The following is a 15,148-nucleotide window of genomic DNA, read 5'->3' as shown; positions in this document are numbered from 1 at the left end:
TGCTATGTAATTTTCTTCGCTGAAATATTTCAACTTCCGCACAAATTATAAATACCCTTTGTAGCTATGGCTTCCCCCACATTTTGTTTGGTTTGTCTCCCAATATAATCTCTAATTTCCCGCCTTTAGCAAATGTTTTATGAGAAAACCAATATTTATTCCAATTCTCCCCATTTAACCTGGCACTCTGGATATACATATTTTGTTCTGAGTTATTTTTTGTTTCTATTATGAATGTTTTTCCGGGATAATACTTGTTATCCAGGTGAATCGTTATCTTATCAAATAACGGGCTGGTAAGCTCATAAGAGGGATTAGCAGAAGCGCCTCCGTCTTCCTCGAAGAGTCCAATAGCCATTAACACTCCAAGTGCTCCCATTTGTCCCTGATCCTCATCTCCATTGTATCCACCATACGCTGTTGTGTCGCTAAACGCTTCTTTTACTTTCCTCACCCATTTTTGGCTGAGCCATGGAGCACCAGCCTTATTAAAAACATGCGCCATACCCGTTCCCGGCTGGTTAGAATAATCGACCCACATTTCTTTGTTTGGTACAAAGCCATATTGTTGTGCTTTTTCGAACTGGGAATTCAGCTTTTCCACAAAAGCATCTTTGCCCCCGGAGAGAGCTGCCAGCCCTTCGATGTCGTGAGGCACAAAATAGGAATAAATGGCAGAGTTGCTTTCACAAAAACCACGGGGAGTTTTTGAGACAGAAGGGTCAAAGTTACCAATCCAGGAGCCATCCTGTTCACGAGGGTGCATATATCCTGTTTGCGGATTCCATACATTTTTGTAATTCTCCGATCGTTTCATGAACATATTGTAATCCGCTTCATTTTTCATGTTTTTTGCCATCTGTGCCAGGCACCAGTCCTGATAAGCATATTCCAATGTTAATGCTACGCCCCCGCAATGCCATCCTTTGGCATTTACATCTTCCGGCACATAACCTCGTTCCAGGTAGTAATCCACCATCGTTTTATCCGGATAATCTATTTTATGTTCATAACCTCCGTGATCCCGGCTACCTTCCGGGAAGGCGTTTTTACGCAGGCCTTCATATGCTGTTTCTGCATCATAATTTCGGATCCCTTTGTTATATGCCGTTGCAAAAAAACATGCGGATGGATCACCAATCATAACAAAGGTATAGTTACCCCCTGCCGGCCCTCTTGGAATAAGTCCTCCATCCTTATACATATCGACCATGGTGTTACAAAATCCATCCATCACCTCGGGATATGCCATCGACCATAAGATGTCAAGCGACCAGTGACTCCCCCACCACGCGTCAAAATTATAATGAGGGAACAAAGGTTTGCCGTTTTTATCTAAAGCAACTTGTTTTACTCTTGGAGTGTCACCGGTCATGTCCAAATATTTTCCGTTCACGTCGCTTATTATTCTTCGCCCTTGCAATGCATGCCACAAATCAGTGTAAAACCTCACTCGTTGTTTGTGTGTGCCTCCTTCTACCTCGATTTTACCCAGCCATTTGTTCCATTCATCATATGAATTTTTTCTTGCCTGATCAAAATTCCAGCCGGCCAGCTCAGTTTCCAGATTTAGCCGTGCTTGCTCAACGCTAACATACGAAACAGCAACTTTCATCAATACTTGCTCTCTCTCCGTAGTTTGAAATTTAATAGCCGCTCCTGCGTTTACCCCGTCTATTGTATCAATAGGGTTATCGATCATAACAGAATCTTCCCAGCCAATAAAGCTTTCAATCGGTTTGTTTAATTTGGCTACAAAATAAACCGGGGTAGCTTTTGGACGGCGAATTGTCGCTTCCATGATTTCATACCCCGCCACTTCAGTATCGTTTACTTTCCAAACTTTTGAATATTTTGTCGGCCCATGTGCAAGGAAAGCACCGGTGTCGAAAATAATATAGCTGTTATTGCTTTTGGGATAGGTATAACGATGAAAGCCAACACGAGCGGTAGATGTTAGTTCTGCCGTTATTTCGTAGTCACTTAAAATTACTTTATGATATCCGGGTTCAGCTATTTCCCCTTCGTGATTAAAAGAAGACTGATAGGCATCCATTCCCAAATTTCCTTTAAATTCTCCGACAGTTGGCATAACAGCCACTCCCGACAGTTGCCACGCATGTATGTGGCTAAAGCAACGAATTTGTTTACTGTCATACAAATAGCCGGATCTCCAGCTTCCTTTCGTATCCGTATCCGGGCTTAGGTTTACCATTCCAAAAGGGCGGGTAGCCGAACTAAAATAAAACCACCTTGAATTATGGGTATCAACAAATACATTAACTAAACTTGCTGGCTCTATTTTTGTTTCTTGTTTTTGTATACACGCTGAGAAAAAAGAACCTATAACAAAAAATACGACTAATAGGTTGACTGAGGTTTTCATGACTTCTTTTTTGAATATCCTGATTCGTTTTCCGTGATTTCTTTATCTGACATTGAACTAAATTTTAGCTCATACAGGGGATTAAAAAAAACCTTGGGAAAACCAGTAACTAGACTAAAAAAATCTGGCATCCCAAGGATTTTATGAACACTTAGACTATTCTCTATTTTATATGCTAATCATACAATGAATTCAATTCTTTTTCACTTTCAGGAATAGGCCAGTACCAGCCAGAATACGGAGGAGCAACAGCAGGAGTTTCAGGATTGTCTCCTGCTGGTATATCCATTTGCGTACCCATCATAAAGTCGATGGTCCAGCCTTCACCGGTCATCTCCCTAAGGTATTCGGTATAAATAGCATCGTGGTCTACGTTTGATGTGTTATAGAAATCTGTATTATCAGGATGTGCACGGTTCCAAACCATGTTCATGTCCGAAGCTGCCCCGGACAGGTCATTGGCGTTCATCCTGGTCCAGGCACGCAACAGGTAGATGTCGGCCAAACGTATATAAGGCACTTTTGTGTATCTTCCGTACGGAGCAGGCGCCCTGTAGTATTTGTCGGGATAAATATGCGAGGTAGTTACCGCAGCATGTCCCGCTACTGTTTCTGTTTCATAATATTCGGGGTCGCTGGTTGGCATATCGGCCTGGTAAGGTTTCATATAGTGGTAAACCTGTTGATAGCGCAAATCGTTTTCAGCTTCTTCGGTAACCACATAGTCGCCATTTTCCTGTTCCAACCAGCCCATTTTTTCCGCGGCATAATCGGATATTGCATAAGCATTCCAGGTGCTTTTAACAAAGCCTGTATTTACGTCAACAGCATCACCATTAGATGACCTCATCCTGTATCCAATAATCATTCCGGCATAAAAATAATTGCTATGTGATGTCCCCAGCGTCCCGGTATTGTTTTCCCAAATAACTTCTTTCCCTACGTCATAAGAAAAAGCCTTGTTAAAAGGTTCTTTGGGAGCTTCCAATGCATAAGTACCTGTACTTTCTGCATACGCAATAACGTCGTCAAATTCTGCTTTTGCCAAATCATACTCTCCCATTAAGAAATACACTTTGCCAAGCAATGCCGTTGCCACAATTTTATTTGGCCGCCCACATTCAAACCCGGGGACATTACTCCACCCGGATAGTTGAAGTTGCTCAGGCAAAATTTCTTTTGCTGCTTTTAAATCGGTTATTACCTGTTGGTAAATCTCTTCGACTGAACCTAAGGCTTCATTTTCTATGTCTTCAACAGAGTATGCTGCCGTATTTTTTAAAGGAATATACCGGCCACTATTATCGCCACCATGTTTATACGGAGGACAGTAGGTTTTTGCCAGATACCAATAAGCCCATGCACGACTAAAATGATATTCACCAATTTGTCTTCTATAATTATGCAGGTAATCGCTTCCTGTAACATCTAAGCCAAATGGATTTCCATTGCCATCAGCATCCTGATCGAGCGCAAGGTTGCACATGGTTACAATTTGGTAACCCGCTGCCCAGTAATTGTCCATTTCATTTTCACTAAAACTTCGGTTGTATAGTGGTGCACCGGTATTACATCCTTCTAGCAAAACAGAAGTCCCTGACATCAGGAAGTCTGTATAAATAAAGGCTGAATTAGTAACATCTGTAAGCCAGCCATAAAAATGAATGTTGTTATAAACAGAAGATAGTCCCGATTCGAATGTTAAAGTAGTCGTCCAGGCAGATTCTTGTGTCCTTTCGTATTCAAAATAATCTTCGCATGAACTAAAGGACATAATAACAGCCAGTGCGAATAATATCTTTATATATATCTTTTTCATTTTTTTAAAATTTTATAAGTTTAACGATAAACCAAAGTTAAATGTCCGAGGCATTGGCAAATCATCCTGTGTTTCCGGATCTAAACCATCATACCCGGTTATTGTCAATAAGTTAGTCATCCCCAAAAACAAGCGCATAGAAGTGCTCCCTCCAAATACGGAACGAGGCAGAGTATATCCCAACTGAATATTTTTAAGCCTTATGTAATCTCCCTTTTGCAAAAACCGGGTGGTTTCAGATACTGAAGCATATCCGTACACGGTATTTGAAGGATTTCCTTCGTGATCGTAGTAGTAATAGTTGTTTGACATCAACTGAGGATATTCTGCATGGTCGCCTGCTTGTTCCCATGTGTTGCCCACCATTTCTTTCATTACGTTATACTCCACACCAACAAATTGAGAAGTTTGTTCCCTGATCTGGCTTTTTATATAATGACCACCTGCGAAACTGAACAGAAGGTTCAAATCAAAATTTTTGTAGCTGACAGTATTGTTAAAACCTCCGTAATAGGTTGGAGTAGTCGTTTTTCCGGAAAGGACTTTTTTGTTGTTGTCCACGTTATTGTTGGTCATCGGGATAATTTCCCCTGTTTCTTCTGTTACATACTCAGAGTCCCATTTTTCGGCATCAATTTGTTTAATCATATAAATACCTTTATCCGGGTCAACATAGGCATAATCAGCAAGATACCATGTATTCAACGCTTCACCAATTCTACGAATCCTGTTACCCGAAATGTATCCTTTTCCACTTTCAGCATCATTTAATTTTTTAACTTCATTTTTGTTTGTGCTGACGTTAAAAGACGACTTCCACGAAAAATTTTTCTTTTCAATATTTACTGTTGACACATTGAATTCTACTCCCCAGTTTTCAAGGTCGCCTACGTTCTGGTAAATTGAGTTTGTGTTGTAACCAACAGATGGTTGGACATTCCCCATAAGAATCAAATCAGAAATCCATTGGTGATAAACAGCAAACGATCCATTGATACGGTTCTTAAACAAACCATAATCAAATCCTAAGTCCATGTTTGCAGTAACCTCCCATTTTAAATCCGAACTTCCCAATGGGCCAACAGTTGTTCTTTGTGTCAAATATTCAGAACCAAAAACTTTGCTTGAAGTTGCTCCCCATCTCATGTAGGTCATTGAATTTGCCACTGCACTGTTACCTGTTGTGCCGTAACTTCCCCTTAATTTTAAAAGGTTAAGCCATGGTATGTCTATGAATTCTTCATCGGTGACAATCCATCCTGCACCAAATGCGTAAAAATCAGCCCATCGGTTGTCTTCGTTAAAAGCTGAATGCCCGTCGCGACGGTAGCTTGCATTTAAAATATAGCGGTCTAAAAGCTTATAGTTTGCACGGGCAAAAAAGCCCATTAAATAAGGTCCGTCACTAAGTGCCCCATTCATTGAGTTCATTGTTCCTACTTTTCGCAACTCGGGGTAAATGGACTGGATATCGGAACCAGATGCATGACGCACATATCTTCTTGTACGTGTACCTTCCCACCCCGCAGTAATATCTATAGCGTGTATATTGTTAATTATTTTCTTGTAGTTAGCGTAAGTATCGTAATTGATAACAGTACCGGTAACTGCTCTCTCTAAAGCTTCAGAAACATACGGTTCTACCGGGTCCAACAAGGCCGATTTCCAGTATGAATTATTTGTCATTATCAGGTCAGCTCCCGCTTCACCCTTAATTACAAGCCCTTTTACCGGAGTTTCCCACTGCACATATGTATTGGTCAACGCACGGTATTTATCAACATCGTTGCGTTGCAGGTCGCGATCTGAAAATGCCCTCAGGTTATAGCCGCTGTTCACGCCCCAGTATCCGGTTTGTGAGTTCTCATCGTAAATTTTAAACCAGGGAAGTGTGTGGTGCCAGTTGCTCCAGCCTCCGTTGCCTTTGCCAGCAACCGACATAACGCCATTGGTCTTCATATAAATAAGGTTCGAGTTAAAACCCATCTCAACTTTGTCCAATGGTCTATAGTTAATACTGAAACGGCTGGTCAACCGTTGAAGGTCGTTTTCGTGGATCAAGCCTTCTTCGTTCCGATAACTTAACGAAAATGTCATCCCGCCATCGGTAAAACTTTTGTTGGCCGAAAGCCCAAACTGGTGGTACTGGGCTGTTCGTGTCAAAGCTCCCAATTGGTTTGTGCTGGTGACCAAGGCCTCTTCTTTAGTTATTTCGGGCCTTTCCCCCTGGCAAAGGGTATTAAGAGCCGATTCGGTAGTCATTTCTGTCAATCCGGCATTTTCTCTTGATTTATCAATAACATCCCACCATGTTTTTGAATCAACAAAAATATCATTTTGCGAAAAAGGGATATAAGAAACACCTCCATCATAATTGATGCTTAAGTTGACCTTGCCTCCTTTATATGATTTTGTGGTTACCAAAATAACACCGCCTGAAGCTCTGTTTCCATAAATAGCAGTTGCCGCTGCGTCTTTTAAAACCTGGATTGACTCAATATCGTTAGGATTAAGCATCGCAATTGGGGAAACAGCTTTTACCCCGTTTGCAGTTGATTCATCTGCTCCGGTAACAATAGGCATCCCGTCAACTATCCACAAAGGGTTAGAACTGAGGTTGATTGAATTCAAGCCTCTTACCCGAATAGAAGGTTCACTGCCCGGATGACCGCTGTTATTGGTAACCATCATCCCACTGGACATACCTTGTAGTGTTTGTGCAAGGTTAGTTGTTGGTATTTTGGTAATATCATCATTATTGATTGTTGCAACAGAACCTACAATATCGCGTTTTTTCATAGTTCCGTAACCAACAGCGACCACTTCTTCAATCCCTATAGCATCGTCTTCCATTATAACACTGAATTCCGTTTTACCAGCAACTGGGATCTCCTGAGTTTTCATCCCCACAAACGAAAACAACAAAATATCATCTTCGCCAACTCCGGTCAATTGAAAACTTCCGTTTTCATCTGTAATAGTTCCTTTTGATGAGCCTTTTACTACGATTGTGGCACCGGGTAACGGCATGCCGCTTTTTTCGCTGACTTTCCCGGTCACCTTTTTGCTCGACTGAAAGATATCTCCCGATCTTTCTAATTTCATTCCTACGGGGCTCAGTATCACCTGTCTGTCCATGATGGAATACTGAACCGATTGCCCGGCAAAAACAGCATCTAAAATTTCGTCCACCTTTTTATCTTTCATCTGGACGTTCACTTTCCGGTCAACATCTATCAGCTTGTTGCTGTAGATGAAATAAAATTCACTGTTATTCTCGATCTCTAACAATACGTTTTTCACCGTTGTATTACGCATGTCAAGAGAAAGGCGGGTAACTTGTGAATAAGAATTTACTGCAAATGTTTGTATTATTGCCAGTAAATAAAAAAAAGCAGTTAGTTTCATAACTCTAAATAATTTGCCTAATAATGGATGTAATTCACCCACATTAACAACTTCTCGTTTTTTTTCCATAATTTTGTAATGGTTTGAATTTGACATTTTATTGAATCATATTGTGAATCAAATCGTTAATGAAGGGTGTTGCGACCACCCTTCATTATAATTTTTATTGACTAAGTTTTCATTGTTGTTTTGTTCTATATATTTATTGGTTCATTTAATCCTCAATTTAATCCAATGGATAAATCAGGTATTTAATTTTATTCTGTTCTTTCTGCGAAACAAATTTGATCGGAGCGGCTTTACCCAAATAGGTAAAAATGTGCTGTATATCTTCTCCTTCAATAGTAAACGTAAACGGATGAGAATTTAAATTTCCGTTTGTATCTTCAATAACTATTTTAACATCGTACCTGCGCTCCAACGTCTTGCAAACTTCAGACAAAGGACTGTTTCTAAATACGATTTTTCCATCTTTCCACGCAGCTTCAGCATTAACATCTTCCTCTGTCACAATTAGTTTTTGCGTATCCGGATTATAAACTGCTTTATCACCCGGTTTAAGTTCAATTGGATGCTCAGCACCGACACCGATAAACTTAATTTTCCCCTCCACCAAAGCTGTTTCTACCTTGTCTTCATTTGAATAGGCTTTCACGTTAAACTTAGTTCCTACAACCTGAACTTCTGCTTTGTCGGTGACAACCAGAAAAGGTATTTTTTTATTGCTGGTTACCTCAAAGTATGCTTCTCCCGAGAGAAACAAAATCCTTTCATCTTTATTAAATTCACTTGAATATTTGATTTTTGTTTGTGAATTCAGCCAAACCATTGAACCATCAGGTAATTTAATTTGACTTTTCTCTGAAGCAGGAACATATATCTCGGAAAACTCCTGCGATTTATATTTCGAGCCAACATAATTATTCATCAACCAATAAAAAGAAATGGCTATTACAACCACACTTGCAGCCGCTACACTTTTCCAAATCCATTTTGAGGCAAATAAAATAGTAGATTTTGATTTTATGTTTTTGTATTTTTTCCAGATATCCTCATAATTCCTTTGCAAACGAAACTCATTTATTTCTTTGTTTGACGTCGTATCTTTTAATGAATAAAGTTCTTTTATTATTTTCCGGGCACGTATTGCCTCCTCTTCCAATTCAGGATGCTCCTTAAAAAAGAGTGTCCATTTCTTTTTCTGTTTTTCTGAATTATGCAAAACATATTCGTTAAACTCATCGTTTGCCAGAAAATCATCTATATTTTGTATATCTGCGTTCATTTAACCAATCAATTCAATAATCTACAAATACAGCATTTCAAAAATTGTACTATCATAAAAACCATTTTTATTTATTCGTTTCTATAATTCATAAAAAAAACTACGAAACAACACTACCATTCGTCCTTTGGGAATTTCATCTTCAAAATCTTTTCTAATCTTTATCAGGGAATTACAAAGTGTATTTCGAACTGTTTGATGGGATACGCCTAAAACTTCAGCAATTTCTTTACTATTCAAACCCGAGTGATATTTTAGATAAACAATCTCCTTTTGGCGTTCTCCCAGTCGATTAACAGAAGCAAGCAACTTCCTTCTCAACCGATTCTGTTCCTCGTCGTCGCCGTATGCAGGTTCAACGCTCTCTTCAAAAAGAAATTTGGGATTATTGTTATCAAACAAATCGGTTACTTTATATTGTTTTGTATTTAAGGTTTTAAAAAGCTTACGTCTGATTGAACAAAACAAGTAAAAACGAATATTGTCGGTTTGGCTTAAAGAACCTCGTTTTACCAATAGTGTTACAAATAAATCCTGAATAATATCTTCAACCAATGCTGAATCATTGGTGAATTTTCTACAATAATTATATAAAAAACGGTAATGAGCAAAATAAATACTTTGGAATGCAATTTTGCTTCCATTAAGAAAATCCTGCCAAAGCCTGCTATCACTATTCCTTTCTTCCAATTTCATTAGTTAGGTTTACTCCGTTGAAATACCACACCTTAATTTTTGTACCACTCCAAAACTAAAAAAAAATGAAAATGAAATATTTTTTTATTGATAAACTGAATGGGAAAAGTAAAACTTCACCTTATTGAACACAGGGAATCAATATTACAAAAACAATTTCTTAATGGTGAAATTCCTATATTGCACTGATTACAAACACCTTTAATACGAACAAATGTTTTCAATTATAATAATTCTCAAATAAGAATTTAATAATTAAATTTACTTAAAATAAAATTACATTAAACTTTAAATCTTAAACAAACCAAATACAACCTCAAATGAAAAAAAACATTTTGTTCCTCTGCTCATTTTGTTTCGTATTATTTTCCTTGGGTCAAACCAGCGATTTTCAAACTTCAGATCTAAAAATGAGTTATTTGAAATCAGCTACGAGTGAAAAGGCAACACTCGACAGCATGATTTTTGATTTTTACAATGCTGAAGCAGACTCCTTTTTAAAAGCTGGAAAATATTTATACGATTATAACTCAAACGGTAAACAAACACTTGAATTGTGGTGCAATTGGGATGAAAACACAAATGACTGGAAAAGTTATCGTAAGTGGCAGTATGATTACAACTCACAGGATAGCCTGATAACGAATACGGATTTTTTATGGGATTCTGACAGTTCGAAATGGGCTCCATGGAACAAACTGATATATGACTATGATTCCTACGGAAATAAAATCCTGGAAGCAGAAATGTATTTTGATGAATATAGCACTTACTCCTGGGTAGGCACAAAAAAATATGAATATGCGTTCGATTCGAATGGAAATAAAGTTCTTGAAACATATTACGGTTGGGATCCCAATGAACGAGACTGGATGAATATTAAAATGCAAAAAGACAGCTTTAATTCGTCCGGTTTTCAAACTCTTGAATCATCATATCAATGGCATTTTGACGAAAAATACTGGTACGGCGATCAGAAATTAATTCATGAATATGAAAATGACAGCATTTTAACTTTAGAGGAATACTATTTATGGTCTCTTATTTCAAACGATTGGGATTTAAAGTATAGAGGTAAATATGAATACGAAACAATTGATAATCTGACATCGCAATTGCAATTTGATTGGAATTTTGAAAATAAAATTTGGGTCAAAAAGAAAAAAACAGATATATTAAATGACAGTGAGCATAACTTAAAAATCACTACAAAATATAGCTGGTCCGACAGTTCCGAAGACTGGATGGGAATAACAAAAACTGAAACAAAATTTGATGATGCAGGACGAGATATCCTTATTATCAATAGTTCATGGAACACTGAATCAAATCGTTGGATAAATGCTGATAAACAAGAATATGAGTTTGACAATTCAGGGAATAAAATTCTTGAAGCCAAATACAACTGGTCGGACGAGACTGAAAGCTGGGTTGGATATCATTACAAATATGAATATGAATTTGACTCCTATGGAAATCAAACCCTCAGAATTACTTATAACTGGAATAGTACAGAAAACCAGTGGATTCCGTCAGATAAAACAATAGACGAATATGATTCAAATAACAACCTCGTAAACCTTTACTATTTTACCTGGAATAATACAGATCAAGACTGGCAAGGCGGAATAAAAAGACAATTCAACTACAACCTATCCAACTATTATATTGGTACGGTTTGGTATACGTGGGACAACGATTTAAATGATTGGAAAGGGACGCTGAAATATGATTTAGCCCGCGACAACAATGGAAATATGACACTGGGAACAAATTACAGATGGGATAAAAACACTCGGGACTGGTATAAATACTCTGAAATTGAAACGGTTACTAATAATACATGGGATTACAGTGAACTCGTTCTGCCAATTTATGATATTCAGGTTTCTGTTTTATCTCCCTGGCTTGGAGTACTTGATTATGACAATTTCCCCAATATGCTTACTCAGGTTACTTTTTTTGAATATGATGAAAACACAAACGGATTAGTAAAAAGCTCTAGAAATACACTTTATTATTCAACTCCTATTGTCGATAAAGTCCCAGATATAGAAAGCCCACAGGTTTATGTCTACCCTAATCCGGCTGATGATTACATTTATATTTCGAATTTAAAAACATCCGGAATATTTGAATTGTATACCGTTGAGGGCTCAATTGTAAAATCAACCAATTTGAATGAAGATAGAAGCATTTCCCTGCGAGAATTAAGTTCAGGAATCTACTTTTACAAATTGCGAATCAAGGAAAATATCCAGAAAGGAAAAATCATAAAAAGGTAGAAAAAATCGGATCCAAAACTACCATCTTAAAAACTCAAAAGTCGGGCAACCTTGTTTACCGGTTAGTGATAAATATTGATAAAACTTAGCTACAAAAAAACGCCGGGAAGAATGGTTGAGCAATCGTATTTTTTTAGGTATTCCCGATAAAAAGTAAATCACAGATTTTAAAATTATGATGGAGAATTAGCAGCAAACTTCAGTTTTACTTTCTAAATTTGCATGAAAGAAAAGCATTATGAATTTTCATATTGACAAACTAAGGCACACCGGCGAAGATTCTTTTTTCCTGATGGCCGGGCCATGCGCCATCGAAAGCGAAAAGATGGCTTTGGAAATTGCAGAAACGATTGTAGAAATTACCAACAGGCTGAAAATTCCTTATATTTTTAAAGGCTCATACCGAAAAGCCAACCGCTCACGACTCGATTCGTTTACCGGGATAGGTGATAAAAAAGCGCTGAAAATTCTGCAAAAAGTGGGAGAAACTTATAATTTACCTACGGTAACTGACATTCATTCTGCCGAAGAAGCGGTAATGGCAGCTGAATTTGTTGATGTTTTGCAGATTCCCGCATTTTTATGCCGGCAGACCGATATTCTGGTTGCAGCTGCCAAAACCGGTAAAACTGTAAATATTAAAAAAGGACAGTTTTTATCGGCTGAAGCAATGCAATTTGCGGTAAACAAAGTACGCGAAAGTAGAAATAATAAAATAATTCTTACTGAGAGGGGAACTACTTTCGGATACCAGGATTTGGTGGTCGATTATCGGGGAGTCCCGGTTATGCAGGCGATGGATGTGCCGGTGGTTTTGGATATTACCCACTCGTTGCAACAACCGAACCAGGCCAGCGGAATTACAGGGGGAAAACCGGAATTGATTGAAACCATTGCCCGCGCAGGAATTGCAGTTGGAGTCGACGGCATCTTTATTGAAACGCACCCTGAGCCTCAAAAGGCAAAATCGGATGGAGCAAACATGCTACAACTCGATTTACTTGAACCTCTTCTAAAAAAACTAGTGGCAATAAAAAAAGTTGTTGGCAACTTTAAATAACAATATTTTATGGTTATGAGTCAATTTCAATACCTGGCAGATGAACTGGAAGCATTGGTTTTTGAATGGGAGGAAAAGTTTAAAAATCTTTCTGAAAACCAAATTGGAATTCCAAAAAATATTCAAAACCGAACAATAAAACATATTGTTGGGCACATGATTGATTCGGCATCGAACAACACGCACAGGATTATTCATTTACAATACAGCGAATCGCCACTGGAATTCCCCAACTATGCGACCTATGGAAATAATGACCGTTGGATTGCCATACAAGACTATGAAAACGAAAACTGGAAAAATATGATTGCATTGTGGAAATATATCCATTTGCATCTTACACATGTCATCAAAAATATCAACACCGCTAAACTGGATAACGAGTGGATGGCGGATAAATATGAAAAGGTATCGTTAAAAAAAATGGTTGAAGATTTTCCGCGGCATTTTAAACTACATATTTCTGAAATTGAAAAATTACTAAAAATATAAATTTATGAAAAACAGAAGGTCATTTATCAAAAAAGGAACAGCAGCACTTGCTTTGGCAGGTATTTCAGGTATATCAAAAACAGCAGGAGCGGGCGAAGTTAAAATTAGCAGCGCTTTATTACATCATGTTTTTTTCTGGTTGAAAGAGCCCGATAATCAGGCGCATCGTCAACAATTTGAAAATGCTTTGGAAAAGTTACTCAAAGTAGAAACTATTACTGTAAGCCATATTGGAATTCCGGCTGCTACTGAAGAACGGGGAGTTGTTGACAATTCTTATACCTATTCTTATTTGGTAATGTTTGACACTTTGGAAGACCAACTTGTTTACCAAACACACCCGCTGCATTTAAAGTTTATTGAAGAAAATTCTGATTTATGGGAAAAGGTTGTGGTTTATGATTCTGTGGATATTTAAGAATCTTCTTTTGCGGAATTGAATCGAAATTTACCTGAGAAGCCCTAATAAAAGAACAGGTAGGCCATAAAAACAGATGCAATAATCCCGACAAAATCGGCGATTAAACCGCAAACAAAGGCATAACGCGTGTTCTTAATTCCCACAGAACCAAAATAAACTGCCAGAATATAAAAAGTTGTGTCGGTAGCTCCCTGAACAGTGCTTGCTACTCTGCCAACAAACGAGTCTGCACCATAGGTCGACATGGCATCCACCATCATTCCGCGGGCACCGCTTCCACTCAGCGGTTTCATAAGTGCTGTTGGCAAAGCCGGTATAAAATCAGTATTAATTCCTGCTTGTTCAAACGCCCAGGAAAAGCCAGACACAAACCAGTCCATCGCCCCCGATGCTCGAAAAACGCCGATGGCAACCAAAATAGCAACCAAATACGGAATAATCTTAACTGCCGTTTTAAAGCCATCTTTGGCACCTTCGATAAACGCCTCATAAACATTTACTTTTCTGAAAATTGCCATTAAGATAAAAGCTACAATTACAGAAAACAAAATAAGGTTACTTGCCACAGTTGATATTCGTGTAATTGAGTCTTTATCGAGCGTGGAGAAATACCAGATTATGCCGACAATAAAAACGGTTAAGGCACCAAGATAGGTCAATACTACTCTGTCAAGCAAATTAATTTTCTGGTAAATGGCAACTGAAATCAGCCCTGCAATTGTAGAAAAATAAGTTGCCAGTAAAATAGGTATAAAAATATCGGATGGATTAACCGCTCCCAATTGTGCACGGTAAACCATAATACTAATGGGTAAAAGTGTCAACCCGGAGGTGTTTAATACCAAAAACATAATTTGTGCATTGGATGCGGTTTTTTTATGCGGATTGGTTTCCTGCATTTCCTGCATTGCTTTTAATCCCATTGGTGTAGCAGCATTATCAAGGTTAAGCATATTGGCTGCGATGTTAAGCATAATGGAACCGTGCGCAGGATGGGATTTTCCCAATTCAGGAAAAAGCTTGTAAAAGAAAGGACCGATAAATTTTGAAAAAACCTTTACGATCCCCCCCTTTTCTCCTATTTTCATTATTCCCATCCAAAGGGTAAGAACACCGGTCAACCCCAACGAGATCTCAAACCCGGTTTTAGCCATATCAAATGTGGCATTCATCATTTCAGGAAAAACCTGAGTGTCTCCCAAAAATATCAGTTTTGCCAGGCCTATGACAAAAGCGACAAGAAAAAAGAATATCCAAATATAATTCAAAGCCATTCCTACATGTAAAACCCCAAAT

10 protein-coding genes are annotated in these 15,148 nt (G+C 38.2%); 4 read left to right on the top strand and 6 right to left on the bottom strand.

Translation table 11 applies throughout. From position 1 onward, the window contains the following. Positions 1 to 64: 64 nt before the first annotated feature. The 5 genes from K5G00_RS05450 to K5G00_RS05430 all read right to left on the bottom strand — a co-directional run bounded on the left by K5G00_RS05450 (position 65) and on the right by K5G00_RS05430 (position 9,594). Entirely contained in the window at positions 65 to 2,386 is a 2,322-nt protein-coding gene (locus K5G00_RS05450) for a GH92 family glycosyl hydrolase (protein ID WP_238764974.1), read from the bottom strand. Positions 2,387 to 2,561: 175 nt separating this feature from the next. Continuing rightward, positions 2,562 to 4,205 carry a RagB/SusD family nutrient uptake outer membrane protein gene (locus K5G00_RS05445; RefSeq protein ID WP_238764972.1) on the bottom strand — a complete coding sequence of 548 codons (1,644 nt, stop codon included), beginning with the start codon at positions 4,203 to 4,205 and terminating at the stop codon, positions 2,562 to 2,564. A 12-nt stretch (positions 4,206 to 4,217) separates the two neighbouring features. Then, entirely contained in the window at positions 4,218 to 7,682 is a 3,465-nt protein-coding gene (locus tag K5G00_RS05440; RefSeq protein ID WP_238764954.1) for a SusC/RagA family TonB-linked outer membrane protein, read from the bottom strand. A 157-nt stretch (positions 7,683 to 7,839) separates the two neighbouring features. After that, entirely contained in the window at positions 7,840 to 8,898 is a 1,059-nt protein-coding gene (locus K5G00_RS05435; RefSeq protein WP_238764951.1) for a FecR family protein, read from the bottom strand. Positions 8,899 to 8,979: 81 nt separating this feature from the next. Then, entirely contained in the window at positions 8,980 to 9,594 is a 615-nt protein-coding gene (locus tag K5G00_RS05430) for an RNA polymerase sigma factor (protein ID WP_238764949.1), read from the bottom strand. Positions 9,595 to 10,004: 410 nt separating this feature from the next. On the opposite strand from K5G00_RS05430, the gene K5G00_RS05425 reads away from it, so the two are divergent. From K5G00_RS05425 to K5G00_RS05410, 4 genes are all read left to right on the top strand, one after another. Further along, on the top strand, positions 10,005 to 11,879 hold the full coding sequence (locus K5G00_RS05425; RefSeq protein ID WP_238764947.1) for a T9SS type A sorting domain-containing protein: 1,875 nt from the start codon (positions 10,005 to 10,007) through the stop codon (positions 11,877 to 11,879). Between the two features lie 238 nt (positions 11,880 to 12,117). Further along, positions 12,118 to 12,939, top strand: coding sequence for a 3-deoxy-8-phosphooctulonate synthase (kdsA, locus tag K5G00_RS05420; protein ID WP_238764939.1), 822 nt, complete (start codon positions 12,118 to 12,120; stop codon positions 12,937 to 12,939). A gap of 15 nt (positions 12,940 to 12,954) precedes the next feature. Next, on the top strand, positions 12,955 to 13,431 hold the full coding sequence (locus tag K5G00_RS05415) for a hypothetical protein (protein WP_238764937.1): 477 nt from the start codon (positions 12,955 to 12,957) through the stop codon (positions 13,429 to 13,431). Positions 13,432 to 13,435: 4 nt separating this feature from the next. Continuing rightward, the gene (locus tag K5G00_RS05410) at positions 13,436 to 13,849 is read left to right on the top strand and encodes a Dabb family protein (protein WP_238764935.1); all 414 of its coding nucleotides are present in this window, start codon (positions 13,436 to 13,438) and stop codon (positions 13,847 to 13,849) included. 44 nt (positions 13,850 to 13,893) lie between these two features. Here K5G00_RS05410 and K5G00_RS05405 read toward each other — a convergent pair whose 3' ends face one another. Then, positions 13,894 to 15,054, bottom strand: coding sequence for a nucleoside recognition domain-containing protein (locus K5G00_RS05405; RefSeq protein ID WP_238764922.1), 1,161 nt, complete (start codon positions 15,052 to 15,054; stop codon positions 13,894 to 13,896). Between the last annotated feature and the right edge of the window lie 94 nt (positions 15,055 to 15,148).

The organism is Maribellus maritimus, assembly GCF_022267315.1.
GTDB classification, from domain to species: Bacteria; Bacteroidota; Bacteroidia; order Bacteroidales; family Prolixibacteraceae; genus Draconibacterium; species Draconibacterium maritimum.
Note: the sequence above shows the minus strand (reverse complement) of the source record. Positions and strands in the feature narration are given on the sequence as shown.

Excerpts from the sequence above, each read along its gene's own strand:
- K5G00_RS05450 (WP_238764974.1), bottom strand. The coding sequence starts at position 2,386 with ATGAAAACCTCAGTCAACCTATTAGTCGTATTTTTTGTTATAGGTTCT.
- K5G00_RS05445 (WP_238764972.1), bottom strand. The coding sequence starts at position 4,205 with ATGAAAAAGATATATATAAAGATATTATTCGCACTGGCTGTTATTATG.
- K5G00_RS05440 (WP_238764954.1), bottom strand. The coding sequence starts at position 7,682 with ATGGAAAAAAAACGAGAAGTTGTTAATGTGGGTGAATTACATCCATTA.
- K5G00_RS05435 (WP_238764951.1), bottom strand. The coding sequence starts at position 8,898 with ATGAACGCAGATATACAAAATATAGATGATTTTCTGGCAAACGATGAG.
- K5G00_RS05430 (WP_238764949.1), bottom strand. The coding sequence starts at position 9,594 with ATGAAATTGGAAGAAAGGAATAGTGATAGCAGGCTTTGGCAGGATTTT.
- K5G00_RS05425 (WP_238764947.1), top strand. The coding sequence starts at position 10,005 with ATGAGTTATTTGAAATCAGCTACGAGTGAAAAGGCAACACTCGACAGC.
- kdsA (WP_238764939.1), top strand. The coding sequence starts at position 12,118 with ATGAATTTTCATATTGACAAACTAAGGCACACCGGCGAAGATTCTTTT.
- K5G00_RS05415 (WP_238764937.1), top strand. The coding sequence starts at position 12,955 with ATGAGTCAATTTCAATACCTGGCAGATGAACTGGAAGCATTGGTTTTT.
- K5G00_RS05410 (WP_238764935.1), top strand. The coding sequence starts at position 13,436 with ATGAAAAACAGAAGGTCATTTATCAAAAAAGGAACAGCAGCACTTGCT.